The sequence below is a fragment of the Spongiactinospora sp. 9N601 genome, assembly GCF_044326295.1.
Classification (GTDB): domain Bacteria; phylum Actinomycetota; class Actinomycetes; order Streptosporangiales; family Streptosporangiaceae; genus Spongiactinospora; species Spongiactinospora gelatinilytica.
Genome location: NZ_JBIRBB010000020.1, coordinates 79,821 through 103,814 on the forward strand (window position 1 = coordinate 79,821; position 23,994 = coordinate 103,814).

Sequence of the window (23,994 nt, forward strand, 5' to 3'; positions counted from 1 at the left end):
GCTACCGCCGGCGTGACGATAGCGATCAGCGAGCCGCCGGACCGCGCGTGGTGGCGGGGCACCGCGCTGGCCGCGCTGGGCGTGCTGGCCTTCTCCGGCACGCTGCCCGCCACGGGGTTCGCGCTGCGCGGCTTCGACCCCTACCTGGTGGGCATCGGCCGCGCGGTCGGCGCGGGCCTGATCGCCCTGGCCTGTCTGCTGGTCCGGCGGGAGCCGCTGCTGCCGCCCAGGCGCGACCTGCCCCGTTACGCGGTCATCGCGGCGGGAATCGTGTTCGGGTTCCCGATCTTCAGCACGCTCGCGCTGGGGCTGGGCGCGAGCAGTTCGCACGGGGCCGTGGTGGTCGGGCTGCTGCCCGCGACGACCGCCGCCGTGGCGTTCCTGCGGGCCGGTGAGCGCCCGAGGCTCCGCTTCTGGATCGCGGCCGGGGCCGGGGCCGTGGTGGTGACGGCCTTCGCGCTGTACGGCGGCGGCGGGCACATCACCCTGGCCGACCTGCTGCTGCTCGCCGCGCTGCTGGCGGCGGCGGCCGGATACACCGAGGGCGGGCGGATGTCGCGGCGCACGCCGGGGTGGCGGGTCATCTCCTACGCGCTGGTCATCTCGCTGCCGCTCACGATCCCGCTGACGGTCGTACTGGCGGCGGTGACCGAGGTACGTCCCGGCGGGGCCGCGCTGGCGGGGTTCGCCTACGTGACCGTGGTGTCGATGTTCCTGGGCTTCATCCCGTGGTACGCGGGGCTGGCGGTGGGCGGGATCGCCCGGGCCGGGCAGGTCCAGCTCATCCAGCCGAGCCTGACGCTGGTCTGGTCGTGGTGGCTGCTCGCGGAGCCCGTCGGGGTGGTCACGGTGGCGGGCGCGCTGGCCGTACTGGCGTGTGTCGCGATCACGCAGCACAGTCGCGCTTGAAAGCCATGACATGGAGTCGGAGGATGAGAGGCAGGGTGTAATAGCCGTTGACGAGGGGTGCAGCATGGCGGACCTCAGAGTTCCCGAGGGCGGGTTCTGGCCGGCACCGGAGATCCCCCAGCCGAACATCTATCCGATGGAATGGCGGGTCGACACCGAAAAGCTCGCGGCGATCTACGAGAAGTCCAAGCGGGTGGTGTGGAACCCCGCCGACCTGCCATGGGACTCCCTCGACCCCGCCGACTTCACCCGTGAGCAGCGGCTCGGCATCATGTACTGGTTCTCGGTGCTCGCCAACTTCGACGCCAGCGGGCCCGCCGTGTTCGCCAGGGCGACCATCCACGCGTTCGAGAAGCACGAGGAAGACCCCGTGCGCAAGTGCTTCTTCTCGATCACCCGCGACGAGATGAACCACGAGGAGTGCTGCCAGCGGGCCATCGCCAGGCTGTGGCCGGGCGGGCCGCTGGACTGGACCCCGGCCGACGACCTGGAGCGCGCGGCCCACAACAACATCGGCTGGCTCTACCACAACGGCGGGCGCTACTGGAACGGCTACAACGCGGCGGTGGGCAGGTACACCCTGCCGGTGCTGTTCACCAGCTTCATGATGGGGGAGATGGCCGCCTCGACGTTGTTCCGCGGCATGTCCTCGGGGACCGAGCACCCGGTGTTCCGCGAGGTCTTCGAGCGGATCGGCCGGGACGAGTCACGACATCTCCAGATCTGCATGACGATCCTGGAGAAGGAGTGGCCCGGCCTCACCGACGACATCCGCTCGACGATCACCCGGCAGTTGCGGGCGGGGTTCGTCTTCCTCTCGATGATCCTCTGGGAGCCGCCCGAGGGCTTCTGGGACCTTCCGCCGTACTTCATGCACAACCACCGCGTGCTGATGGACCACGCCCGCGACGCGGGCCTCGGCGTGCTGTCCTACGCGGAACAGGCGGAGAACTGGCGGACGGCGATGGCCCGGGTGCGGGCCATCGTGGAGCGCTGGGGCATCGAGTTCCCGGCCATCCCCGAACTGGACATCGACGGCGTGGAGGTGGACGTCATCGACCCTGAGGACATCATCCCGGTCTTCTGACCCGCGGGCTCAGGGGCGCACCGGCAGGTTGTAGACCACCCGGAACCGGTCGCCGGACATCACGATGTCGCTGGTCTCCACCGGCCGGTCGCCGGCCAGGTGGGTGCGCTCGACGTGCAGCACGTTGACCCCGGCCGGCAGGTCGAGCGCGTCGCGCTCGGCCGGCTCGGGGATGCGGGTCCGGACGCTCTCGACGATCTCCGAGACGGTCAGCCCGGCGGCGGCCATCCTGGCGATGACGCCCTGGCGGCCGTTGCTGCCCTCGGCGGGCATCGCCTGGTCGGGCGGCGGGGGCGCGAGGTCGGCCGGCTCGTAGGAGAAGGCGAGCTGTACCGGCTTGCCGTTGCTGCGGAACAGGTAGCGGGCGCGGACCACGGGGGCCGCCTCGCGCAGCCGCAGCCGCTCGGCGATGCCCCGGCTGGCCACGCCCCGCTCCAGCCGCCACACCCAGGTGACATTGACGCCATAGGGGGCGAGGTCGGCGGCGAGCGGCGCGTGGTGGTCGCTCCACCGGGCGCGGTGCAGCGGCACGAGCACCGGCCGCGGCCGGACGTAGTGGCCCGACCCGATCCGGCCGACGATCAGCCCCTCGGCGGCGAGCACGCGCAGCGCGTGCCGGGCGGCGGTCTCGCCGACGCCGTACCTCCGGGTGAGCTGCGCCCGTGAAGGGATCAGGGCGCCGGGTGGAAGCGTGCCGTCGACGATCTGACGCCGAAGATCTTCGACAATGCGCAGGTAGACCGGATCGGAACTGGCCATGTCCATCCCTGTGTGTGCCCGTTGCTCAATCTTGTCGTATCGAGGGGGCGACGCAGGGTAACCGGTTCCGGCTGGAGTTCCAACTTATGGGACGGCAATACGGGGGAAAATATTTCAACTTGTGTGTAACGCCACGGTAAGGGACAGCGATTCTTGGGGTAGAGGTCGTCGATGTGTGTACCCCCGAGCACATATCGGCGGCCTCTTTTTCGCCGGCTCCGGCCGCGGCCGTCCGGGGCGTTCCCGGGGGCGGCCGAGGTCACCGCCGGGCAGGCCCCGCAGGCGGCGAACGGCGCGGGCCGGGGTGGCGGGGTCCACTGTCCCCGCCGTTCCGGGGTACCGTTCGGTCTATGGCATCGCCCACTCGAACTCCGGACGCCCCTTTCGGCCGCATGCTGACCGCCATGGTGACGCCGTTCACTCCGGACGGCGCCCTCGACTACGACGGCGCCCAGCGCCTCGCCGCCTATCTGGTCGACGAGCAGCGCAATGACGGCCTCATCGTGAGCGGCACGACGGGCGAGTCGCCCGTCACCAGCGACGAGGAGAAAGAGCGGCTGCTGCGCGCGGTGGTGGAGGCGGTCGGTGATCGCGCCACCGTCGTCGCCGGGGCGGGCACCTACGACACCCACCACAGCATCGAGCTGGCCAGGCGATCCGAGCGCGCGGGCGCGCACGGGCTGCTGCTCGTCACGCCCTACTACAGCAAGCCGCCCCAGGAGGGCGTCTACCGGCACTTCACGGCCATCGCCGACGCGACCGGCCTGCCCGTGATGCTCTACGACATCCCCGGGCGCACCGGCACGCCGATCGCCACCGAGACGCTCATCAGGCTCGCCCAGCACGAGCGCATCATCGCGGTGAAGGACGCCAAGGGCGACCTGTTCGCCGGGTCCCAGGTCATGGTCGCGACCGACCTCGTCTACTACTCCGGCGACGACACGCTCAACCTGCCCTGGCTCTCCGTGGGCGCGGCCGGGTTCGTCAGCGTCATCGGGCACGTGGCCGGGGCCGTCCTGGCCCAGATGATCGAGCGCCGGCTCGCCGGCGACCCGGCCGGCGCGCTCGCGCTCCACCGGCAGTTGCTGCCGGTCGTGGACGGGATCATGATGCGCGCCGGCGGTGCGATCATGAGCAAGGCCGCCTTGAACCTGGTGGGGCGGGCCGCGGGCCCGGTGCGCCCGCCGCTGGTGGAGGCGACGCAAGAGCAGATCGCCGAGCTGCGGGCCTGCCTCGTGGCGGGCGGGGTGAAGCTGTCGGACATCTGATCATGGGGAGGAATCACCGGTTTGAACAACAGTAGCCACAGCGGGTGGTCCGGTGAACACGCCACCGGCACGGCACGGGGGGAGCGCGCATGAGCCATCCGCATCCCGACCTCGGCCCGCCGCCGCCACTGCCCGCGGGCGCGCTGCGCATCGTGGCGCTCGGCGGCCTCGGGGAGATCGGCCGCAACATGGCGGTCTTCGAGTTCGGCGGCCGTCTTCTGGTCGTCGACTGCGGCGTGCTCTTCCCCGAACCCGACCAGCCGGGGGTCGACCTGATCCTCCCGGACTTCGACTACATCCGTGACCGCCTGGACGACATCGAGGCGGTGATCCTCACCCACGCGCACGAGGACCACATCGGCGCGGTGCCGTACCTGCTGCGCGAGCGGCCGGACATCACGCTGGTGGGGTCGCGGCTCACCCTCGCGCTGATCGAGAGCAAGCTCACCGAGCACCGCATCCAGCCGGTCAAGCACGAGGTCGTCGAGGGCGAGCGGCACGCGTTCGGCCCCTTCGAGTGCGAGTTCTTCGCGGTCAACCACTCGATCCCGGACGCGCTGGCCGTCTCCCTGCGCACGGAGGCGGGCATCGTCCTGCACACCGGCGACTTCAAGATGGACCAGTTGCCGATGGACGGCAGGCTGACCGACCTCGGCGGGTTCGCCAGGCTCGGCGCCGAGGGCGTCGACCTGCTGATGTCCGACTCCACCAACTCCGAGGTGCCCGGCTTCGTCACCAGCGAGCGCGAGATCGCCCCGGTGATAGACGACGTGTTCCGCGGCGCCGAGCAGCGGATCATCGTCGCCTGCTTCGCCTCGCACGTGCACCGGGTGCAGCAGGTGCTGGACGCGGCCGACAAGCACGGCCGCAAGGTCGCCTTCATGGGCCGGTCGATGGTGCGCAACATGGGCGTGGCCCGCGACCTCGGCTACCTGAAGGTCCCGCCCGGCCTGATGCTGGACGCCAAGGAGATCGAGCAGTGGCCGCCCAAGGACGTGGTGCTGATCTGCACCGGGTCGCAGGGCGAGCCGATGGCGGCGCTGTCGCGGATGGCCAATCGTGACCACCCGATCCGGGTCGCCGAGGGCGACACCGTCCTGCTGGCCTCCTCGCTCGTACCGGGCAACGAGACCGCGGTGGGCAAGGTCATCAACGGCCTGACCCGCTGGGGCGCCAGGGTGATCCACAAGGGCAACGCCCGGGTGCACGTCTCCGGCCACGCCGCCGCGGGCGAGCTGCTCTACGTGCTCAACCTCACCAGGCCGTCCAACTTCATGCCGGTACACGGCGAGTGGCGGCACCTGCGGGCGCACGCCCGGCTGGCGGCGCTGACCGGGGTGCCGGAAGACCACATCGTCATCGCCGAGGACGGCGTGGTGGTGGACCTGCTCGACGGCCGGGCCAAGATCGTGGGCGCGGTCAAGGCCGGGTACGTCTACGTGGACGGCAGCTCCGTGGGCGGTGTGACCGACGTGGCCCTGAAGGACCGGCGCATCCTCGGCGACGAGGGGTTCATCTCCATCGTCATCGTGGTCGACTCGACCACGGGCAAGCTCACCGGCGGCCCCGAGGTGCACGCCAGGGGCTCGGGGATCGACCTCGACGCCTTCGAGGCGGTCATCCCGCAACTGGAGCACGCCCTTGAGGAGGCGGCCCTCGACGGGGTCGCCGACGTGCAGCAGATGCGCCGGGTGGTCCGCCGTACGGTGGGCCGCTGGGTGAGCGACACCTACCGCAGACGGCCGATGATCATCCCCGTGGTGGTCGAGGTCTGACCGGCGGGCACCGGCACACCGGAGGGACGGCGGGCGTGAATTCGCGCCCGCCGTCCCTCTGTCAGCGGACCTTCCGCAGCGCGCGGTCACGCGGAACGGCCGGCAGTGTGCGCCCCCGATGCCCACCTGCCGCCCACCGCCCCGCCGCGGGCGCCTCTCACGAGGGCGTGCCCCCGGATGCCGAGACGCCCGCGTCGCGGGAAGGGTCCGGCGGCTACCTGACCTTGACGGTCGCCTCGCGGCTGACGCCGCTGACCGACACCGACAGAGTCGCGGTGCCGGGCCTGCGGGCGGTCAGCCTGCCGGTCGCCGGGTCGAAGACCGCCACATGGTGACCGCGTGCCGTGCGCGGGTCGCCGATGTGCAGGGTGCGCCCGCCCGACCAGGCCACGCCGACCGGGTAGGCCGCCGGCACCTGCCGCCCGCCCTGGGTGACGACGGCGGACACCGCCGCCGACGCGCCCCTGGACAGCTCGGCGGGCGCGGTGAGGGTCAGCGCGTCCACGTGCGGCCTGGTCTGCGCGGCGAGCCAGCGCGGCCCGCCCGCGAACGGCAGCACCTTGGCGGCCAGCCGGTCCAGCCGCGACACCGGGTCCACGGCGAACATGGTCCAGCCGGTGAAGCCGCCCTGACCCGGCTCGGTGGCCGGGGCCTTGGCGGAGTTGCCGTTCACCAGGTACGGCACGCCGTCCACCCGGGAGGCGTGGAAGGTGCCGACGTGCCCGCCGACGAACGCCGCGCCCTTGCCGGTCCGGTGCTGGAAGTCGGCCAGCCACCGCTCCACCAGCGCGGCCTCCTTGCGGTCGCCGAGCTGGCTGCCCTTGCCGGGGGTGGGGTCGCGCGGCGGGTGGTGCTCGATCAGCACGAACGAGCCGATCGAGTCGTCGCGGGCCGCCTCGTCCAGCGCCCGGCGCAGCCGTTCGATCTGGTCGAAGCCGCCGCCCCTGATCGTGCCGAGCGAGGTGTCCAGGGTGACGAACCTGGTGCCCTTGTGGTCGAAGGTGCGGTGGGTGTCGCCGAAGCGGGCCTTGAAGTTGGCGATGCTCGCGCCCATCACCTCATGGTTGCCGGGCACGTAGTAGTACGGCAGCGCGCCGCCCAGTTCCTCGTCCAGGATCCGCTTGGCGAGCTGGAAGTCGGCCTCCGACGCCTCGTCCACCAGGTCGCCCGCGATCACCAGGAACTCCGGCCCGGCCGCCTTGATCTCGCGCAGCGTGCGCCGCGCGCCCGCCACCAGCGGGGAGTCCGGGTCGCGCGCGACGAACTGCGCGTCGGACATGACCGCGAAGCGCCAGTCGCGGCGGTCCAGCTCGCCGGAGACCAGCCGGTCCTTGACGGCGTCCGGCTCGGGGGCCTCGATGGACGGGGCGACCTGCGCGTACACCTCGTCGATCAGCACGTCGCCGGTGTACTGCCGGTCGGCCTTCAGCTCGATCGTGTAGAAGCGGCTGACCGAGACCGGCTGCGGCAGCCCGGCGGGCACCGGGATCTCGATCTCCTTCCAGCCCTGCCAGGTGATGTACGGGCCGTAGACCGAGGTCGCCTTGCCCGCCGCGTCGATGACGGTGAACGCCGTCCACTCGCCGCGCCCGTGGCCGTAGACCGACAGGCCGAAGGCGCGGGTCTGACCGGGCAGGCCGAGGCTCTGCGGGGCGATGGCGTACGCGGTGCGGGTCGCGGTGGACTTGGTGAAGTCGTACGACAGCTTCAGCCCAGGGCCGGTACGGCCTTCCGCGACCGGTTCGACGGCGGCGGTGCCGCGCGCCGAGCCCGCCTTCCACTGGGCGCCGTCGCTCATGTCGGCCAGCACCCGCTTCTCCACGCCCACGGTCACCGCGACGGTGGCGGTGTGCCCGCCGGCCCTGACGGTGATCAGCGCGGCCCCGGAGGGGCGCTTGGCGGAGATCGTGTACCCGCCGGACTCGCCCGGCTCGACGGCGAGCAGCGCGGTGTCGTACTCCAGCCGGACGTCGGCGGGCTCGACCGGGGCCGAGTTGCCGTGCTGGTCGTAGCCGACGACGCCGAAAGCGGTCTTGCCGGAGGCGTCCGCGATGTTGACCGACGGGTGGGTGGTGTCCAGCCGGGCCAGCGGGCCCAGGACCTCCAGCTTGACGCTGCCGCGCACCCGGCCGGAGCGGGCGGTCACGGTGGCGGTGCCGGGCAGTACGGCGCGGAACACGCCGTCGTCGCCCGCCCGGCCGTGGGTGGCCGTCCAGCGGATGTCGCGGGGCGCGCCGGCCGGGCCGTACACCTCGTCGTGGCCGGTGGCGGCGATCGTGCGGGTCAGGCCGAGGAAGACCCGGTCGGGACGGCCGCCGGCGACCGGGCCGGTGCCCGGGGCCACCGTGGGGTCCACGGCGGGGCGCACCCAAAGGCCGTGCAGTCTGCCGCTGCCCTTGGCGCGGTGGATCGCCAGGCCGTTGGGCACCAGGCGCTCGGTGCCGTCGTTGGGCTCGTTCTCGATCCGCACGCGCTCGGCGCCGGGCTCGCGGACCGCCATGGTGGCCGAGCCGCCGCCGTCGATCTCCAGGCCGACGTGCGCGCCGAGCGCGACCAGCCGGTCGGCCATCTCCGAAAGGGACGCGCCGCGGCTGTTGACGGTGCGGTTGCCGTCCACGGTGACCAGGTACATCTTGGTGCCGTCGGCGTTGAAGCCGAGCGCCATCCTGGCGGCCAGGGTCGTGTCGTCGGCGGGCTGCGCCGCGCCGTCCTTGACCAGCAGGCTCCGGCCGCCGATGGCGGTCCGCGCCGGGCCGGTGTCCTGGCTCGGCCGGGGGCGGTAGGTGATCTCGACGGGGTCGCCGGGGGCGAGCGCGGCGAGCTTGGCGGCTCCGGCCTCGCGGCCGAGCAGGACGGTCGCCCCGGCCGGGACTTCGCCCTCACCCGCGCCTGGGGTCACCCGCTCGACCTTGCCGTCCCTGATCAGGGCCTCGGTCACCTGGGTCACGCCCTGTACCGCCCTGGTCCGCGAGAACGCGCCCCAGCGGGAGTCGTAGGCCCCGATGCCGCCCTGGGGCAGGTCGGTGGCGTTGAGCCGGTCCAGCTTGACCCGCTCGCCGCGGGGGAACGCGACCGTGCCCTCGAAGAGCATGTCGAGCACGCGCCCGACGCCCTTGGCGTCGATGGTGGCGGCCCTGTTCCAGTCGGCGGACGGGGACTTGATCAGCTTGCCGTCCTGGACGGCCACGCCGAGCGGCGCGCCGGAGTTGTTGATGTCGAAGAAGTCGCCGTTCACGGCGGCCACCGCGCCGGCCTTGTCGGCCATTTCGGTGATCTTGCCGGTTGCGGCGACCTTGCCGGTGTCGAGGTAGCCGACCGTGTTGCCCTTTTTGAGGTCGATGGTCAGCGCGTCGGACCGTTGCCAGCCGCGCGGGTCGAGGGTGTCGATCGAGTCGATCTCCACGCCGGGCGCGACGGGCCTTTCGGTGTGGAAGGTCTCGACCCGGGAGCCCGCGGCGGCGGCCGGGCCGGCCAGCGTGGTGGCCGCGGGCGGGTGTGACGACGCGCCCATGGCCTGGGACGCGGTGTCGGCGACGGGATCGGACGGCGGCGCGGCCGTGGCGGTGGCGGGTAGCGTCACCAGGCCGAGTACGGCCGCGGCCAGCAGGGCCGCGGTACGGCCCCGGGGAGAGCGATGCCTGGACAGGGGGACCTCCGATGAGGACTGAATCGAGCATCGGAAGTCAACTAGAACACGGTTGACGAAAAATACCCAGAGATCATGAACTAGAGGCGAAAAGTTTCATAGGGTGATACGCCAGGTGTTCACCGCCCGGCTGATGAAATCGCGCGCAGTGGGGCCGCCCATGGCGGTCTGTGCCCTGCGTGATAGGAGTTGACCAGCGGTATCAGTGGGGGAGCCATGCGCAAAGAACGGTTCGGCACGCTTTCCTCCGGTCGGCCGGTCGAGCGGTTCACGCTCGACGGCGGCGACCGGCTGCGCGTCGCGGTGCTGACGTACGGCGGGATCATCCAGGCGATCGAGACGCCCGACGCGGCCGGGCGCATGGCGGGCGTGGCGCTCGGCTTCGACACCCTGGACGGCTACCTGGAACGCAGCCCCTACTTCGGGGCGCTGGTCGGCCGGTACGCCAACCGCATCGGCGGCGCCGCGTTCACCCTCGACGGCACCGTCCGCGACCTCGCCCCCAACGTGCCGCCCGACACGCTGCACGGCGGGTGGCAGGGCTTCGACAAGCGGATCTGGGACGCCGAGCCGGGCGGTGACGGCTCGCTCGCGCTGTCCTACGTGAGCCCCGACGGCGAGGAGGGCTATCCGGGCACGCTGAGCGTCCGGGTGGTCTACACCGTCAACCCGCAGGGAGAGCTGCGCATCGAGTACCGGGCCACCACCGACGCGCCCACGGTGCTCAACCTGACCAACCACTCCTACTTCAACCTCGCCGGAGCGGGCAACGGCGACGTGTTGGACCATGTGGTCACCATCGACGCCGACCACTACCTGCCGGAGGACGACAGGCAGATCCCGACGGGCGAGGTGGCCCCGGTGGCGGGCACGCCGTTCGACTTCACCCGGGCCCGCCGGATCGGCGAGCGCATCGGCGCGGACCACCCGCAGCTTCGCATCGGCAAGGGCTATGACCACTGCTGGGTGTTCAACGACGGCGACGGCGTGCGCGCGCGGGTGGAGGAGCCGGTCTCGGGGCGGTCGCTGGAGGTCCTGACGACCGAGCCGGGAGTGCAGTTCTACACGGGCAACATGCTCGGGTCGGACGGCACGCCCTACGCGCCGCACGCGGCGCTGTGCCTGGAGACCCAGCACTTCCCCGACTCGCCCAACCGGCCGGAGTTCCCCTCCACGGTGCTGCGGCCAGGGGAGGAGTTCGTCTCGGTCACGACCTACAGGTTCGGGACGGTCGCGTAGCGGGGTCAACGGGCGAGCAGCCGCTCGACGTCCTCGGGCGTGGCGACCCTGCCGGTGCCGCCCTGCCCGGCCAGGCTGACCGCCGCGGCGGCGGTACCTGCCGCGACGGCCGCGGGCAGGCTCTCGCCTCTGGCCAGCCAGGCGGCGAGCGCCCCCGCGAAATTGTCGCCCGCGCCGGTCTGGTCCACGATGGTGGGCGCGGTGCGGGCGGGCACGAGCACCGGCGGGGCGTCGCGCCCGGCGAGCAGCACCCCGCGCTCGCCCATGGTCACCGCCACGGCGGGCGCGCCGAGGTCCAGGCACGCGCGGGCGGTCTTCTCGGGGTCGCCGACGCCGAGCAGCGCGGTGCTGTCGCCGGGGCTGGAGATCTTGACCAGCGCGGTGTGCGGGGCGATGTCGCGCAGCACCTGGGCGGCCTGGGCGGGGGTGGTCAGCCGGGCGCGGAAGTTGGGGTCGTAGACGACCCGGCCCGAGGCGAGGCGGGCGGCGTGCCGCACGGCCTGGGCGCACGACTCGGAGATGGCCGCGGCGATGCCGCTGAGCAGCACCACCTTGGCCGAGGCGACGGGAGAGCGGTCCACGTCCGCGGGGCTCAGCCGGGTGGCCGCGCTGCCCTGGCGCAGGTAGCTGAAGGCCCGCTCGCCGGAAGGGTCCGCGCCGACCGCGTACGCGCCGGTGGGCCCGCCGCCGCGGATCATCCAGCCGGTGTCCACCCCGCGCTCGGCGGCGAACCTGATCAGGCGCTCGCCGAACTCGTCGTCGCCCACACGGGTGACCAGCGCGACCCGCGCGCCCTGGGCCGCCGCCGCGACGGACGCGTTGAGCGCGTCGCCGGAGAAGGACAGGCGGAAGTGCTCCGCGTCGATCAGCGGCCGGTCGGAGGAGAACTCCACCAGCGGCTCGCCCAGCACCACCACGTCCACGGTCCGGCTCCTTCGCCCGCTTCAAGTAGCGACATCATGTAGTGAAATATGGTCGTTTGTCACACAACGGGGCATCACGAGATTATGCCGTACGCCCCTTCGCACCCGATCTCTGCGATGCCCCGGACGCTCCCCGGTACGGCGCGCCTAGCCGCATCCGGCGTGCCTCCCGCGTAACTTGTTCATCATGGCCACCCGTACGTCCAAGGGCGCCCAGCGGGGACCCCAGAACCAGAAGGGCACCGCGAAGCGCTCGACCTCGTCGAGAACAGGGCAGAGATCCGGGGCCCGCACGACGCCCGCCAAGCGCGGCGCCGCCACCGGGCGGACCAGGGCCGCCCAGGGCCAGGGCGCCCTGCACCAGGACCCGGTCAGCTGGGTCTTCGGGATGATCGGCAGGCTGTTCGCCGGCGTGTGGCTGCTGTTCGCGCACGGCGTCGGCAGCGCGGCCCGCGCGCTCGGCCACACCGCGCGCGACCTCGACCCCGCGCACCGCCGCGACGGCCTCGGCCTGGCGGTGCTCGCCGGGGCCATCACGCTGGCCGCGATGACCTGGCGGGAGACGCAGGGGGCCGCCTCCGAGCTGGTGAACGCCGTCCTGCGGGGCGTGTTCGGCTCGCTGGCCTGGGCGGTGCCCATCATGCTCGCCCTGCTGGCCTGGCGGTTCCTGCGCCACCCCGACCAGAACGCCGACACCGGCCGGATGGTGATCGGGTGGGCCGCCCTGGTCATCGGCGTGCTCGGCGTGGTCCACGTGGTCAACGACACGCCCTATCCGGCCGGCGGCGACAACGACACCATGGAGAAGGTCTCCGCCGCGGGGGGGATGATCGGCTTCATCGTCTCCGCGCCGCCGGACAGCATCCTGCCGTCGTTCATCACGATCCCGCTGCTGCTGCTCCTGTCCGGGTTCGGGGTGCTGGTGATCACCGCCACGCCGGTGCACCGGGTGCCCGAGCGGCTCGCGGAGATCCGCCACATGCTGTTCCACAAGGAGGGCGACGGCAAGGCCGGCGGCGAGCGCAAGCGCGCGCCCAAGGCGGCGGGCAGGGCCAAGGGCCGGGCGAAGGGCGCCGGCGAGGAGCAGGGCGAGCACGACAAGCCCTACGACACGCCGATCATGCGGGACGGCGACGAGCGGCGCGAGGGCCACTCGCCGGAGATCGTGCCGGGGCTCGTGGACGAGCCGGAGCCTGCCGTGCCGCGGCCGGCCGAGCCCGCCCGGGCCGAGCCGTCTGACCAGCCCGAACCACTGGAGCCGCCCGCCCCCACCCCCGCGCCGCGCAAGGTCGAACAGCTCGTGCTGTCGCCGCAGGCCGGTCCCTACGCCCTGCCCGACGTCGCCGCGCTGCGATCGGGCACCGCGCCCAAGCCGCAGACCAAGGCCAACACGGTCGTGGTCAACGCGCTGACCAGCGTCCTTGAGCAGTTCTCGATCGACGCGCAGGTGATCGGGTTCACCCGGGGGCCGACGGTGACCCGGTACGAGATCGAGCTGGGTCCCGCGGTGAAGGTGGAGAAGGTCACCGCGCTCACGAAGAACATCGCCTACGCCGTCAAGTCCGCCGATGTCCGGATCTTGTCGCCCATTCCCGGCAAGTCGGCGATCGGGGTGGAGATCCCCAACACCGACAAGGACCTGGTCTCGCTCGGCGACGTGCTGCGCTCCTCGGTCGCGCAGGCCGACCACCACCCGATGATCGTCGGCCTGGGCAAAGACGTCGAGGGCCGCACGATCGTGGCCAACCTCGCCAAGATGCCGCACCTGCTGATCGCGGGCGCGACCGGCGCCGGTAAGTCCGTCTGCGTCAACGGCCTGATCTCCTCGATCCTGATGCGCGCCACCCCGGACGAGGTCCGCATGGTGCTGGTCGACCCCAAACGGGTCGAGCTGAGCGTGTACGAGGGCATCCCGCACCTGATCACGCCGATCATCACCAACCCCAAGAAGGCCGCCGAGGCGCTGGAGTGGGTCGTCGGCGAGATGGACCGCCGCTACGACGACCTGGCCGCCAGCGGCTTCCGGCACGTGGATGAGTTCAACAAGGCGGTCCGGGCGGGCAAGCTGGTCCCGCCGCCGGGCAGCGAGCGGGTCTACCAGCCCTACCCCTACCTGCTGGTGATCATCGACGAGCTGTCCGACCTGATGATGGTCGCCCCTCGCGACGTGGAAGACTCCATCGTCCGCATCACCCAGCTCGCCCGCGCGGCGGGCATCCACCTGGTGATCGCCACCCAGCGCCCGAGCGTGGACGTCGTCACCGGCCTGATCAAGGCCAACGTGCCGTCCCGGCTGGCCTTCGCCACCTCCTCGCTGTCGGACTCGCGGGTCATCCTGGACCAGCCGGGCGCCGAGAAGCTGGTGGGGCAGGGCGACGCGCTGTTCCTGCCGATGGGCGCGAGCAAGCCGATGCGGCTGCAGAACGCGTACATCTCGGAGAAGGAGATCACCGAGGTCGTCGGGCACTGCAAGGGCCAGATGCAGGCCGAGTACCGCGACGACGTGGCCGTCGCGGCCAGTGCCAAGCGGGAGATCGACGAGGACATCGGCGACGACCTCGACCTGCTGATCCAGGCCGCCGAGCTGGTGGTGACCACGCAGTTCGGCTCGACCTCGATGCTCCAGCGCAAGCTGCGGGTCGGCTTCGCCAAGGCGGGGCGGCTGATGGACCTGCTGGAAAGCCGCGAGGTGGTCGGGCCCAGCGAGGGCTCCAAGGCCCGCGAAGTGCTGGTCAAACCGGACGACCTGCCCGGCCTGCTGGCGATCCTGCGCGGAGAGTGACCCCCGATGTACGGTACGCGAGCCGTTGCTGGTTGAATGTGACTTACTACGCAACGTCAGGGGGAGGCGTTCGTATGGATGGGCGTAGCGAGAGCATCGGATCGGTACTGGCGCGTGCGCGGCGGTCCGCGGGGTTGACGGTCGGGCAGGTGAGTGCGCGGACACGCATCCGCGAGTCGCTCATCCACGCGCTGGAACGCGATGACTTCTCCCCGTGCGGGGGCGACTTCTACGGGCGCGGGCACGTGCGCAACATCGCCAAGGCGGTGGGCCTGGATCCGGAGGCCGTGGTGCGCGCGTACGACGAGGCGGCGGGCGGCGGGCCTGCGCCGGTGCGCGCCTCGGCCGTGTTCCAGGCCGACCGGCGGATCAGGCTGCGCGAGCGGCGCTCGCTCAACTGGAGCATGGCCCTGGCCATCGCGCTCGGCATCGCGATCGTGTTCGGCGTGGTGCGGCTGATGGGCGGCGCGGGCGACGTCAACGTGGCCGAGGTCCGGCCGGCCCCGCCCAAGCCGAGCGCCTCGCCGCCCGCCGTGCCGCCGCGCAATGCAGCCGCCGCGGCGCCCGTCCGGCCGGGCGACATGGTCGTGGTGGAGGTCAGGGCGAGCAAGACCACCCGGGTGACCGCCCGTGACGCCAAGGACCGCACGCTGTTCTCCGGGCGGCTGAAGCGCGGCGCGACCGCCACCTGGCGGGCCAGGTCGGAGGTCGTCCTGGAGATCGGCAACGCCGGGGCGGTGTCCGTGCGGGTCAACGGCAAGGACCTCGGGGTCCCCGGCCCGCTCGGGGAAACGGTCACCCGTACCTACAAACCCCGCTGAGCGGCGGTTGCCGGGCGGACACTTGCCGTTATCTTCCGGTCTATCCGCTATATCGGGCACAACGTCGCCGGGGCGGGGCTCAGGTAGGGGGCAACTGCCGATACCGTAGTGTCACCATGTCATCCCGCCGAACCGCATCGCTGATCACACTGGGCTGCGCGCGCAACGAGGTCGACTCCGAGGAGCTCGCCGCGCGACTTGAGGCTGCCGGCTGGCGCCTCGGCGACGACGATCCCGACGTGATCGTCGTCAACACCTGCGGCTTCATCGAGTCGGCGAAGAAGGACTCGATCGACACGATCCTCGCCGCCGCCGACGCGGGCGCCAAAGTGGTGGCCGCGGGCTGTATGGCCGAGCGGTACGGCGAGCAGCTCGCCGACGCCCTGCCCGAAGCGTCCGCGGTGCTGTCCTTCGACGACTACACCGAGATCGGCGCCCGCCTCGACGACGTCGTCGCGGGCCGCCCGCTGGTGGCGCACAGCCCGCGCGACCGCCGCACCCTGCTGCCCATCTCCCCGGTCCAGCGCGCCGCCGCCGCGCCCGCGCACGCCATTCCCGGCCACGGTGAGCTGCCTCCGGGCATCGCCCCGGCCAGCGGCCCCAGGCCGCTGCGCAAACGCATGGACGACGGCCCGGTGGCCGCGCTCAAGCTGGCCTCCGGCTGCGACCGGCGCTGCACCTTCTGCGCCATCCCCTCCTTCCGCGGCGCCTACGTCTCGCGCCGCCCCGACGAGCTGCTCGCCGAGGCCGCCTGGCTGGCCCGGGAGGGGGTCAAGGAGCTCGTCCTGGTCAGCGAGAACTCCACCTCCTACGGCAAGGACCTCGGCGACCTGCGCGCGCTGGAGAAGCTGCTGCCCGCGCTGGCCGCGGTCGAGGGCGTGGAGCGGGTGCGGGTGAGCTACCTGCAGCCCGCCGAGCTGCGGCCGGGGCTGCTCAGCGTGATCGCCGCGACCGAGGGCGTGGCGACCTACTTCGACCTGTCCTTCCAGCACGCCAGCGGCACCGTGCTGCGCCGGATGCGGCGCTTCGGCGACCCGCGGCGCTTCCTGGAGCTGCTGGAGCGCATCCGCGCCGAGGCCCCGGAGGCCGGTGTGCGCTCCAACTTCATCGTCGGCTTCCCCGGCGAGACCGAGGAGGAGTTCGCCGAGCTGACCGGCTTCCTCCAGGAGGCCAGGCTCGACGTGGCCGGCGTGTTCGGCTACTCCGACGAGGAGGGCACCGAGGCCGCCGGGATGACCGGCAAGCTGGACCAGGAGGTCGTGGACGCCCGGGTGGCCGCCCTGACCGAGCTGGCCGAGGAGCTGACCGCCCAGCGGGCCGAGGAGCGCATCGGCACCGAGGTCGACGTGCTGATCGAGGCCGACCTCGGCGACGGCGGCTACGAGGGCCGGGCCGCCCACCAGGGCCCGGAGGTGGACGGGTCGGTGACGGTCCAGGGCATCGGCCTGCGGCCCGGCGAGATCGTCCGCGCCGTGGTGGTGGACGCCGAGGGAGTCGATCTCATCGCCCGGATCAAGGCCGGTCCATGACCGAGACGCCGGACGCGACGACGCCGGCCAAAGGCCGCCGCGTGAGCCCGTGGAACGTCGCCAACGTTCTCACGGTCGTCCGTCTGGTGCTCGTCCCCTTCTTCGTCGCCTGCCTGTTCCTGCCGGGCACCGGCTGGCGGGTCGCGGCGCTCGTGCTGTTCGTGATCGCCTCGCTGACCGACCGGCTGGACGGCGAGCTGGCCAGGCGCTACGGCCTGGTCACCGACTTCGGCAAGATCGCCGACCCGATCGCCGACAAGGCGCTGATCGGCGCGGCGCTGATCAGCCTGTCCCTGCTGGACGAGCTGCCCTGGTGGGTGACCGCGGCCATCGTGGTCAGGGAGCTGGGGGTCACGCTGCTGCGGTTCGCGGTGATCAGGCACGGCGTGATCCCGGCGAGCTACGGCGGCAAGGTCAAGACCGTGCTCCAGGTCGTCGCGATCGGCCTGTACATCTGGCCCGGTGTCTATGACCCGCTGCGCTGGATCCTGATGGCGGGCGCGCTGGCGGTGACGCTCGTCACGGGAATCGACTACGTCGTGCGCGCGGTGCGCCTTCAGCAGGTGGCCCGTAAGGCCCGTGGCGGGTGAAGATGGATCACTTGAACGAGATTCGGGTACAGACAGCGGAGAAAGCGGTTGATCTGCTGATAGATGAGCGTGAGGCGAACATGAGGGAACATTCCCGGTGATTACCGTGTTACGTCACCAGCGAACATGCTCCTTACGGTCTGCCGCCACGTCGGTGGATGCGGGTACGGTGGAGCTGTGAGTGAGGTCCGTAAGCCATCGGCGAAAAGCGACTACAGCGGGAGCCCGGCCGGCGGGCCCACGGGAACGGTGATGACGGCGAGGAGCATGTACGAGGGTCACAGAGATGGGCGGCACGAACCGATCGCGCGAAGTGGTGTGAAGGCACCCGCACCGGGGAGGGAACGACAGATGGTCCTGCTGCGACAACTGCTCGGTGACGTGCTACGGCGACTTCGCGTGCGGCAGGGCCGCACGTTGCGAGAGGTCTCCACGCTGGCGCGCGTCTCGCTCGGCTACCTCTCGGAGGTCGAGCGCGGTCAGAAGGAGGCGTCCTCCGAGCTGCTCGCGTCCATCTGTGGCGCACTCGGGGTTCCCCTGTCACAGGTGCTGCGCGAGGTCTCCGACCAGTTCGCGCTCGCCGAGCTGCAGGCCGCCCCCGTCATGGCCGACGTGCCCGAGCACGAGCGCCTGTCCATCGGCGAAGGTGTCGGGAGCGGCATCTCCGGCACCGTCTTCCCCGAGGTCAAGGACATGGTCGCGGCCTGAGGGCCGCGTGACCGGCTACCGCGGCTGGCAGGCGGGACACCAGTAGACCAGCCGCTCTGGCGAGCGTGCCGCGGGCGCGCCGCCGAGGTGGGTCACGCCCACCCGTGTGCCGCAGCGCCGGCACGGCCGCCCGCCGCGTCCGTAGACCCAGGTGCCCCTGCCCGGTCGCGGATCACCCGTCGTGACCGTCGCGGCGCGTTCCCGGCCGGCCATGAGCAGCCGGTGGGCCAGGTCCGCCAGGCGTTCCAGGTCGTCCACCCGCGCGACCGGCCGCCACGGTGAGATCCCGGCCAGAAAGAGCGTCTCGGCCCGGTAGATCGTCCCGATCCCGGCGAGGTTGCGCTGGTCGAGCAGGGCCTCGCCGATCGTGTTCTCCGCACCCGGGCCGGCCCAGGCGGCCAGCCGTGCCGCGGCCAGCGCCGCGTCCCAGCCGGGGCCCAGCAGATCCGGCCCCAGATGGCCGACCACATCGTCCTCACGCGCGGTGGGCAGCAGGTCCACCATGCCCAGCCGCACGCCCACGGCGACCTGGGCGGCGTTGCCGAGCACCAGGCGCACCACGTCGCCCGGCGGGAGGCGGCGGCCCGCGGGGAACACCCGCCAGGAGCCGTCCATCCGCAGGTGGGTGTGCACGGTCAGCCCGCCGTCCACGCGGGTCAGCAGATGTTTGCCCCGGGAGACCGTCTCGATGACCGTACGGCCGGTCAGATCGGCCGTGGCGTGCTTCGGGACCCGGAAGTCACTGCGGGTCAGCACGCGGCCGTCCAGCGCCGCGCGCAGGCGTACGGCGGTGCGGTAGACGGCGTCGCCCTCCGGCACGGCTCACGCCCTTCCCTCGGGCGGGGTCAGTCCCAGGCCGCGGGGTCTGCGGCCAGCTTGCGCACCCGGTCGGGCAGCGTGCCCGAGCAGACGTTGGCCAGCGTCACCTCTTCCAGGATCGCCCGCTCGCTGGCGCGCAGCGCGATCCACACCTCCTGGAGCGACTCGGCCGCGCCCCGGTAGCCCACGTGCTCGGGGCGCTCGCCCCGGACGTTGGCCAGCGGGCCGTCCACGGCACGGATGACGTCGGCGAGGGAGATCTCGGCGGCCGGGCGGGCCAGCACGTAGCCCCCCTCTGGTCCGCGCTGGCCACGAACGAGCCCGGCACGGCGCATCTGGAGCAGGATGTTCTCCAAGTACTTGGGTGGCATGTCCTGCTCTTTGGCCAGCTCGCCCACCGTGGTCGGGCCGGCACCTGCGGCGGCGAGCTCGGCGGCGGCGCGTAGGGCGTAGTCGACACGAGCGGAAAGGCGCATGTTGTCGATTATCCCGCCTGGAGAACAGTGGTCGGGCGCAGGGCCCGCCGGAAGGGCATCTGACCTTGGCGCTGACCGTGGCGGATGGCCCATCCCGGACGCCGGGGCATCCGCCGCGCGCAGTTGATCGACACTCCGGCGAGGTGTGTTCTAGCGTGGACGAGGGTCCGTTACGCTGGGCGTGCAACTAACAGGAAGCCTTACTAAATGACTCCGCCAGCTAATCTGTGCTCGATGAAGGCGGCGGGAACACGGCGATCAGAGAGCATGGGTATGGAGCGACGTCCTGGGGTGCCCAGGTTGCTGCGGGAGATCAACGATCGGGCCGCCCTGGAGCTGCTGCTGTCCTCTGGTCCCCTCACGCGGGGCCAGATCGGCGAGATGACCGGCCTTTCCAAGGTGACCGCGTCACAGACGCTGGCCCGGCTGGAGGATCGCGGTCTGGTCGAGGTGGTCGGCGAGCTCGCCGGAGGCCGAGGTCCCAACGCCGCCCTGTACGCGGTGGTCGCCTCCTCCGCGTACGTCGCGGGGCTCGACGTCGGCCCGGAGAGCGTCACCACCGCCGTCGCCGACATCCACGGTGACATCGTGGCCGAGGTGACCGTGACCCCCGACGGTCACGAAGATCCGGTGGCCGTGGTGCACAGCGGTGTGGTCAAAGCGTGCCGTTCGGCGAAGGTTTCGCTGGCCAAACTGCGCGGGGTCGTGATCGGCACGCCGGGCGTGGTCGATCCGCGCAGCGGCGACGTGCGCTTCTCCTTCGACCTGCCCGGCTGGCACGAGGGCATCCACGAGGCGCTGGCGCGCGACCTGCGCCGCGAGGTCGTCATCGAGAACGACGTCAACCTCGCCGCGGTCGCCGAGTACGCGGGCGGCGCGGCGCGCGAGGCCGACGACTTCGTGCTCGTCTGGGTGGGCCGGGGGCTCGGCCTGGCCGTCATGCTGGGCGGCCGGCTGCACCGGGGCCGTTCGGGCAGCGCCGGCGAGATCGGCTACCTGCCGGTGCCCGGGGTGCCGCTGGCTGAGGACGTGCGGGCCATCCCCGGCCGGTTGCCCTCGCTGGCCGGCGGCCTGCAGTCGCTGGTCAGCGTGGAGGCGGTGACCGAGCTGGCCGAGACCTACGGGTTCACCGGGTCCCGGCAGGCCGAGTGCGTGGCGGCGGCGGTCAAGGCGGGGCCGGAGGGCGAGCCGCTGCTCGACGAGATCGCCGCGAGGCTCGCGCTGGGGGTCGCCTCGGTGTGCGTGGTGCTCGACCCCGGACTGGTGGTCCTGGGCGGCGATGTGAGCCGTGCGGGCGGCACGGCGCTGTCCTCCCGCGTGGAGGAGGCGGTCGCGCGGATCTGCCCCATCCGTCCCCAGGTGGTGCCGAGCGAGCAGACCGGCAACCCGGTGCTGCGCGGTGCCGTCCTGGCGGCGTTGGAGCGTGCCCGCGAGGAGGTCTTCTCTTCCTAAGGGGCCTTACGACGGCTGTCCGGCGCTCCTGCCGGACAGCACCTCGGCGGCGGCGGTGCCGCATGCCCGGGAGGACCCGAAGGTCGCGATGTGGTGCGCGCCCGGGGTGGCCGGGCCGGGGCGGCCCATCTCCACGATCACGGCGTCCGGCCGGTGGGACAGCACGGTCTCGATCGCCGCGGCCACCCAGCCGTGCCTGCTCGCGTCGCGGCAGGCGATCACCAGCGGCCGGCCCAGCGCGAACGCGATCTCAAAGCCCAGCAGCCCGGCCTGCCCCGGGTCCAGGCGCACCGCCGTGGTGCCCGGCATGAGCCCCGCGAGCGGCCCGGCCACGCCCCATCCGGTGCTGCGGTCCACCGCCAGGCTGGTGACCGAGTTCAGCTCGATGACGTGCGGAGGTACGGCCAGCGGCAACGGCCCCGCGTGCTCCTTGGAGGTCAGCCGCACGGCCCTGCGCGCCGCCGCGACCCCGACCCCCGGTTCGGCCGCTCCGCAGCCCTGCCGCGGCACGGCGGCCCAGGCGGCCAGCGCCCGCACCCGGGCGGCGGCCTCGGCCAGCCGTTCCTCGGGCAGCGCGCCCTCGCGGACCGCGCCCACGATCGCGTTGCGCAGCATGTCCACCAGCCCGGGGGAGGTGTTCTCGCCGCCCACGCAGATCACGTCGGCGCCGGCGGCCAGCGCACGTACCGCGGTCATGCCGAGGCCGTAGCGCAGCGACAGCGAGGGCATCTCGATGCCGTCGGTGACGATCAGGCCCTCGAAGCCGAGTTCGCCGCGCAGCAGGTCGGTGAGGATGCGCGCGCTCATCGTGGCCGGCCAGTGCGGGTCGAGCGCGGGGACGAGCAGGTGCCCGGTCATGATCGAGCGCACGCCCGCCCGGATCGCGGTGCGGAACGGCGAGAGCGCGACCCTGGCCAGTTCGCCGGCCGAGGCGGTGACCGCGGGCAGGTCGTCGTGGGAGTCGACGGTCGTGCCGCCGTGCCCGGGGAAGTGCTTGGCGCAGGCGGCCACCCCCGCCTCCTGTAAGCCGGTGACCCAGGCGCGGGTGTGCCGGGCGACCAGCCACGGATCGCCGCCGAAGGCCCGGGTGCCGACGACCGGGTTGTCGGCGTAGTTGACGTCGGCCACGGGCGCGTAGTTGAGCGTGATGCCCGCCCGGGCGAGCGCGCCGCCCACGTCGCGCGCCACGGCCTCGGTGAGGCCGGGGTCGTCCACCGCGCCGAGCGCCAGGTTGCCGGGCCGCGAGCTGCCGGCCGCCACCTCCAGCCGGGTCACGTCACCGGCCTCCTCGTCGGTCGCGATGACGATCTCGGGGTTTTCCGCTCGCAGGGCCGCGGTGAGTCTGGCAAGCTGGTCGGGACCGGTGATGTTCCGGGCGAAAAGCGTGACGCCGCCGAGCCCGAGGCCCAGGCGGCGCCGGATCCAGTCGGGCGGGGTGGTGCCGATGAACCCTGGTTGCAGTACACAGTCGGCGAGTCGTGCCAGGTCGGCGCTCGCGACGTCTCGGGCGGTCTCGATGGTCATCGTGTCTCCGTCTCCGTGACGCGAGGGGCGGCGGCCATGTTTCGGCCGCATCACCTGTTTAGCATCGACTCCCCTATTAAACAAGAAACTTTACTAACAAATATCTGCCAAGGCCCTTGTCAAGGCACCTGTCAGGATGTCGTGGCGGCCTTGACGAGGTCGGGGAAGAGGAGTTCGGCGGCGGCCCGGGCATTGGGGCGCGCGGCGCCGTACGTCGCGATGTAGACCGCGCTGTCCGGACGCCAGACCGGCAGTCCCATCTCCACGACCACGGCGTCCGGGCGGGCCGCCACCAGCGCCGCCATCAGGGCCCGGCTCGACTCATGCCGGTGGGCGTCCTTGGTCACGATCACCAGTGAGCGGTCCTTGGCGCGTTCCAGGAGGGATTCCGGTTCCTCCTGGCCGGGGGTGACCCGGACGACCTCGGCGGCCTGTAGCCACGGCGCGAACCCCCACGGCACCTCGCCCACCGCGATGGTCGGCGGCGTCTCCAGCTCCACGACCAGCGGATCGACCGGCGCCGGCGGCGTCCCGGTGAGGCTGAGCGCGCGCCGGGCCGCGGCCAGGCCGACGACCTGCCCGCCGGGCGCGGCGGACCGGGGCTCGGCGAGCCAGGCGTGCAGCGCCGCCACGCGCGCGGCCGACTCCGCCAGCCGCTCGACCGGCAGGCGGCCGTCCTGGGCGGCCTGCGCGATGCCCGCGATGACCGCACGGACGTCGTCATAGGTCGGCAGCGGGCCGAGGCAGAGCAGGTCGGCCCCGGCGGCCAGGGACATCACCGCGCCACCGGCCAGGCCGTAGGCATCGGTGATCGCCCGCATGTCCAGCGCGTCGGAGACGATCACGCCGCCGAAGCCCAGCTCCTCGCGGAGCAGGCCGGTCAGCGCGGCGGAGGAGAGCGTGGCGGGCGCCTCGCCGGTCAGGACGGGCACCCGGACGTGGGCGGTCATCACCGACTTGGCCCCCGCCTCGATCGCCGCCCGGAACGGCACCAGCTCGCGTGCGCGCAGCACGTCGAGTCCGGCGTCCACCAGCGGGATCTCCAGGTGGGAGTCCTGCAAGGTGGCGCCGTGCCCCGGGAAGTGCTTGACGCAGGCGGCGACTCCGGCCGCCTGCAGGCCCTCGACGGCGGCCACGGTGTGCCTGGCCACCAGCGTGGGGTCGTTGCCGAAGGCGCGGGTGCCGATCACCGGGTTGTCGTCGGCGGTGTTCACGTCGGCGTCCGGCGCCATGTTCAGGTTGATCCCGCACAGGGCGAGTTCGCCGGCGATGGCGTGGTAGACCTCGCGGGTGAGTCCCACGTCGTCCACCGCGCCCAGGGCGGCGTTGCCCGGGTAGGGGCTTCCCGTGTGGTAGGCGAGCCGGGTGACGTCGCCGCCTTCCTCGTCCAGCGAGATGACCAGGTCGCCGGCCCCGCGCAGGCGTCCGGTCAGCGCGGACAACTGGGCGGGATCGGCCACGTTGAAGCCGAACAGGGTGACGCCGCCGAGGCCGCGTTCGGTCTCGGCGAGCACCCACTCGGGAACGGTGGTGCCCTGGAAGGCGACGAGCAGGGTGCCGGCGGCCAGGCGGTACAGCTCCCGGTCGATCGGCCCGGTCGGGCGGCTCGCGGAGTTTTCGGGCATGGCTCGGCTCCTACGGATGGTTCGGAGTGACGGACGGTACGGCAGGCCGGCATGGCGGCTCG

Annotated in this window: 18 protein-coding genes; 11 read left to right on the forward strand and 7 right to left on the reverse strand. The window is 72.3% G+C overall.

The genetic code is table 11. The features are described 5' to 3' along the window. Positions 1 to 12 precede the first annotated feature (12 nt). A complete protein-coding gene (locus ACH34R_RS36500; protein WP_397566151.1) occupies positions 13 to 909 on the forward strand; it encodes a DMT family transporter in 897 nt (298 codons plus the stop codon). A gap of 64 nt (positions 910 to 973) precedes the next feature. After that, positions 974 to 1,996 carry a hypothetical protein gene (locus ACH34R_RS36505; protein ID WP_397566152.1) on the forward strand — a complete coding sequence of 341 codons (1,023 nt, stop codon included), beginning with the start codon at positions 974 to 976 and terminating at the stop codon, positions 1,994 to 1,996. 9 nt (positions 1,997 to 2,005) lie between these two features. Here the strand turns inward: ACH34R_RS36505 and ACH34R_RS36510 are convergent, their stop codons facing one another. After that, positions 2,006 to 2,755: a GntR family transcriptional regulator gene (locus ACH34R_RS36510; RefSeq protein WP_397566153.1), complete on the reverse strand. Its 750-nt coding sequence runs from the start codon at positions 2,753 to 2,755 to the stop codon at positions 2,006 to 2,008. A gap of 350 nt (positions 2,756 to 3,105) precedes the next feature. On the opposite strand from ACH34R_RS36510, the gene dapA reads away from it, so the two are divergent. Together dapA and ACH34R_RS36520 are read left to right on the forward strand one after the other, a co-directional pair. Further along, a complete protein-coding gene (dapA, locus tag ACH34R_RS36515; RefSeq protein WP_397566154.1) occupies positions 3,106 to 4,023 on the forward strand; it encodes a 4-hydroxy-tetrahydrodipicolinate synthase in 918 nt (305 codons plus the stop codon). Positions 4,024 to 4,112: 89 nt separating this feature from the next. Next, complete coding sequence (locus tag ACH34R_RS36520) at positions 4,113 to 5,798, forward strand: ribonuclease J (RefSeq protein ID WP_397566155.1); 1,686 nt, start codon at positions 4,113 to 4,115, stop codon at positions 5,796 to 5,798. A gap of 214 nt (positions 5,799 to 6,012) precedes the next feature. On the opposite strand, the gene ACH34R_RS36525 is transcribed toward ACH34R_RS36520, so the two are convergent. After that, positions 6,013 to 9,378 (reverse strand): phosphodiester glycosidase family protein, encoded by a 3,366-nt coding sequence (locus tag ACH34R_RS36525; RefSeq protein ID WP_397566156.1) that lies wholly within the window; start codon positions 9,376 to 9,378, stop codon positions 6,013 to 6,015. Between the two features lie 282 nt (positions 9,379 to 9,660). Between ACH34R_RS36525 and ACH34R_RS36530 the strand changes: the two genes are divergently transcribed. Next, positions 9,661 to 10,683, forward strand: a complete 1,023-nt coding sequence (locus ACH34R_RS36530) for an aldose epimerase family protein (RefSeq protein WP_397566157.1) — start codon at positions 9,661 to 9,663, stop codon at positions 10,681 to 10,683. Positions 10,684 to 10,688: 5 nt separating this feature from the next. Here the strand turns inward: ACH34R_RS36530 and ACH34R_RS36535 are convergent, their stop codons facing one another. After that, positions 10,689 to 11,606, reverse strand: a complete 918-nt coding sequence (locus ACH34R_RS36535) for a sugar kinase (protein WP_397566158.1) — start codon at positions 11,604 to 11,606, stop codon at positions 10,689 to 10,691. Between the two features lie 187 nt (positions 11,607 to 11,793). Here ACH34R_RS36535 and ACH34R_RS36540 point away from each other — a divergent pair, with 187 nt between their 5' ends. From ACH34R_RS36540 to ACH34R_RS36560, 5 genes are all read left to right on the forward strand, one after another. Then, positions 11,794 to 14,388, forward strand: a complete 2,595-nt coding sequence (locus ACH34R_RS36540; RefSeq protein ID WP_397566159.1) for a DNA translocase FtsK 4TM domain-containing protein — start codon at positions 11,794 to 11,796, stop codon at positions 14,386 to 14,388. Positions 14,389 to 14,462: 74 nt separating this feature from the next. Further along, positions 14,463 to 15,209, forward strand: coding sequence for a helix-turn-helix domain-containing protein (locus tag ACH34R_RS36545; RefSeq protein ID WP_397566160.1), 747 nt, complete (start codon positions 14,463 to 14,465; stop codon positions 15,207 to 15,209). 116 nt (positions 15,210 to 15,325) lie between these two features. Then, positions 15,326 to 16,738 (forward strand): 30S ribosomal protein S12 methylthiotransferase RimO, encoded by a 1,413-nt coding sequence (gene rimO / locus ACH34R_RS36550; protein WP_397566161.1) that lies wholly within the window; start codon positions 15,326 to 15,328, stop codon positions 16,736 to 16,738. Further along, positions 16,735 to 17,328: a CDP-diacylglycerol--glycerol-3-phosphate 3-phosphatidyltransferase gene (pgsA, locus tag ACH34R_RS36555; protein ID WP_111165090.1), complete on the forward strand. Its 594-nt coding sequence runs from the start codon at positions 16,735 to 16,737 to the stop codon at positions 17,326 to 17,328. The genes rimO and pgsA overlap by 4 nt, the downstream gene beginning before the upstream one ends. 351 nt (positions 17,329 to 17,679) lie before the next feature. After that, positions 17,680 to 18,036 carry a helix-turn-helix domain-containing protein gene (locus ACH34R_RS36560; protein WP_113985832.1) on the forward strand — a complete coding sequence of 119 codons (357 nt, stop codon included), beginning with the start codon at positions 17,680 to 17,682 and terminating at the stop codon, positions 18,034 to 18,036. Positions 18,037 to 18,051: 15 nt separating this feature from the next. On the opposite strand, the gene ACH34R_RS36565 is transcribed toward ACH34R_RS36560, so the two are convergent. After that, positions 18,052 to 18,855: a DNA-formamidopyrimidine glycosylase family protein gene (locus ACH34R_RS36565; protein WP_397566162.1), complete on the reverse strand. Its 804-nt coding sequence runs from the start codon at positions 18,853 to 18,855 to the stop codon at positions 18,052 to 18,054. A gap of 26 nt (positions 18,856 to 18,881) precedes the next feature. After that, positions 18,882 to 19,331 (reverse strand): Rrf2 family transcriptional regulator, encoded by a 450-nt coding sequence (locus ACH34R_RS36570; protein ID WP_113985834.1) that lies wholly within the window; start codon positions 19,329 to 19,331, stop codon positions 18,882 to 18,884. Positions 19,332 to 19,604: 273 nt separating this feature from the next. Here ACH34R_RS36570 and ACH34R_RS36575 point away from each other — a divergent pair, with 273 nt between their 5' ends. Then, on the forward strand, positions 19,605 to 20,783 hold the full coding sequence (locus ACH34R_RS36575) for an ROK family protein (RefSeq protein WP_397566163.1): 1,179 nt from the start codon (positions 19,605 to 19,607) through the stop codon (positions 20,781 to 20,783). Between the two features lie 6 nt (positions 20,784 to 20,789). On the opposite strand, the gene ACH34R_RS36580 is transcribed toward ACH34R_RS36575, so the two are convergent. Both ACH34R_RS36580 and ACH34R_RS36585 read right to left on the reverse strand, forming a co-directional pair. Continuing rightward, positions 20,790 to 22,307, reverse strand: a complete 1,518-nt coding sequence (locus tag ACH34R_RS36580) for a glycoside hydrolase family 3 protein (RefSeq protein ID WP_397566164.1) — start codon at positions 22,305 to 22,307, stop codon at positions 20,790 to 20,792. Between the two features lie 131 nt (positions 22,308 to 22,438). Continuing rightward, positions 22,439 to 23,932 (reverse strand): glycoside hydrolase family 3 protein, encoded by a 1,494-nt coding sequence (locus tag ACH34R_RS36585; RefSeq protein ID WP_397566165.1) that lies wholly within the window; start codon positions 23,930 to 23,932, stop codon positions 22,439 to 22,441. Between the last annotated feature and the right edge of the window lie 62 nt (positions 23,933 to 23,994).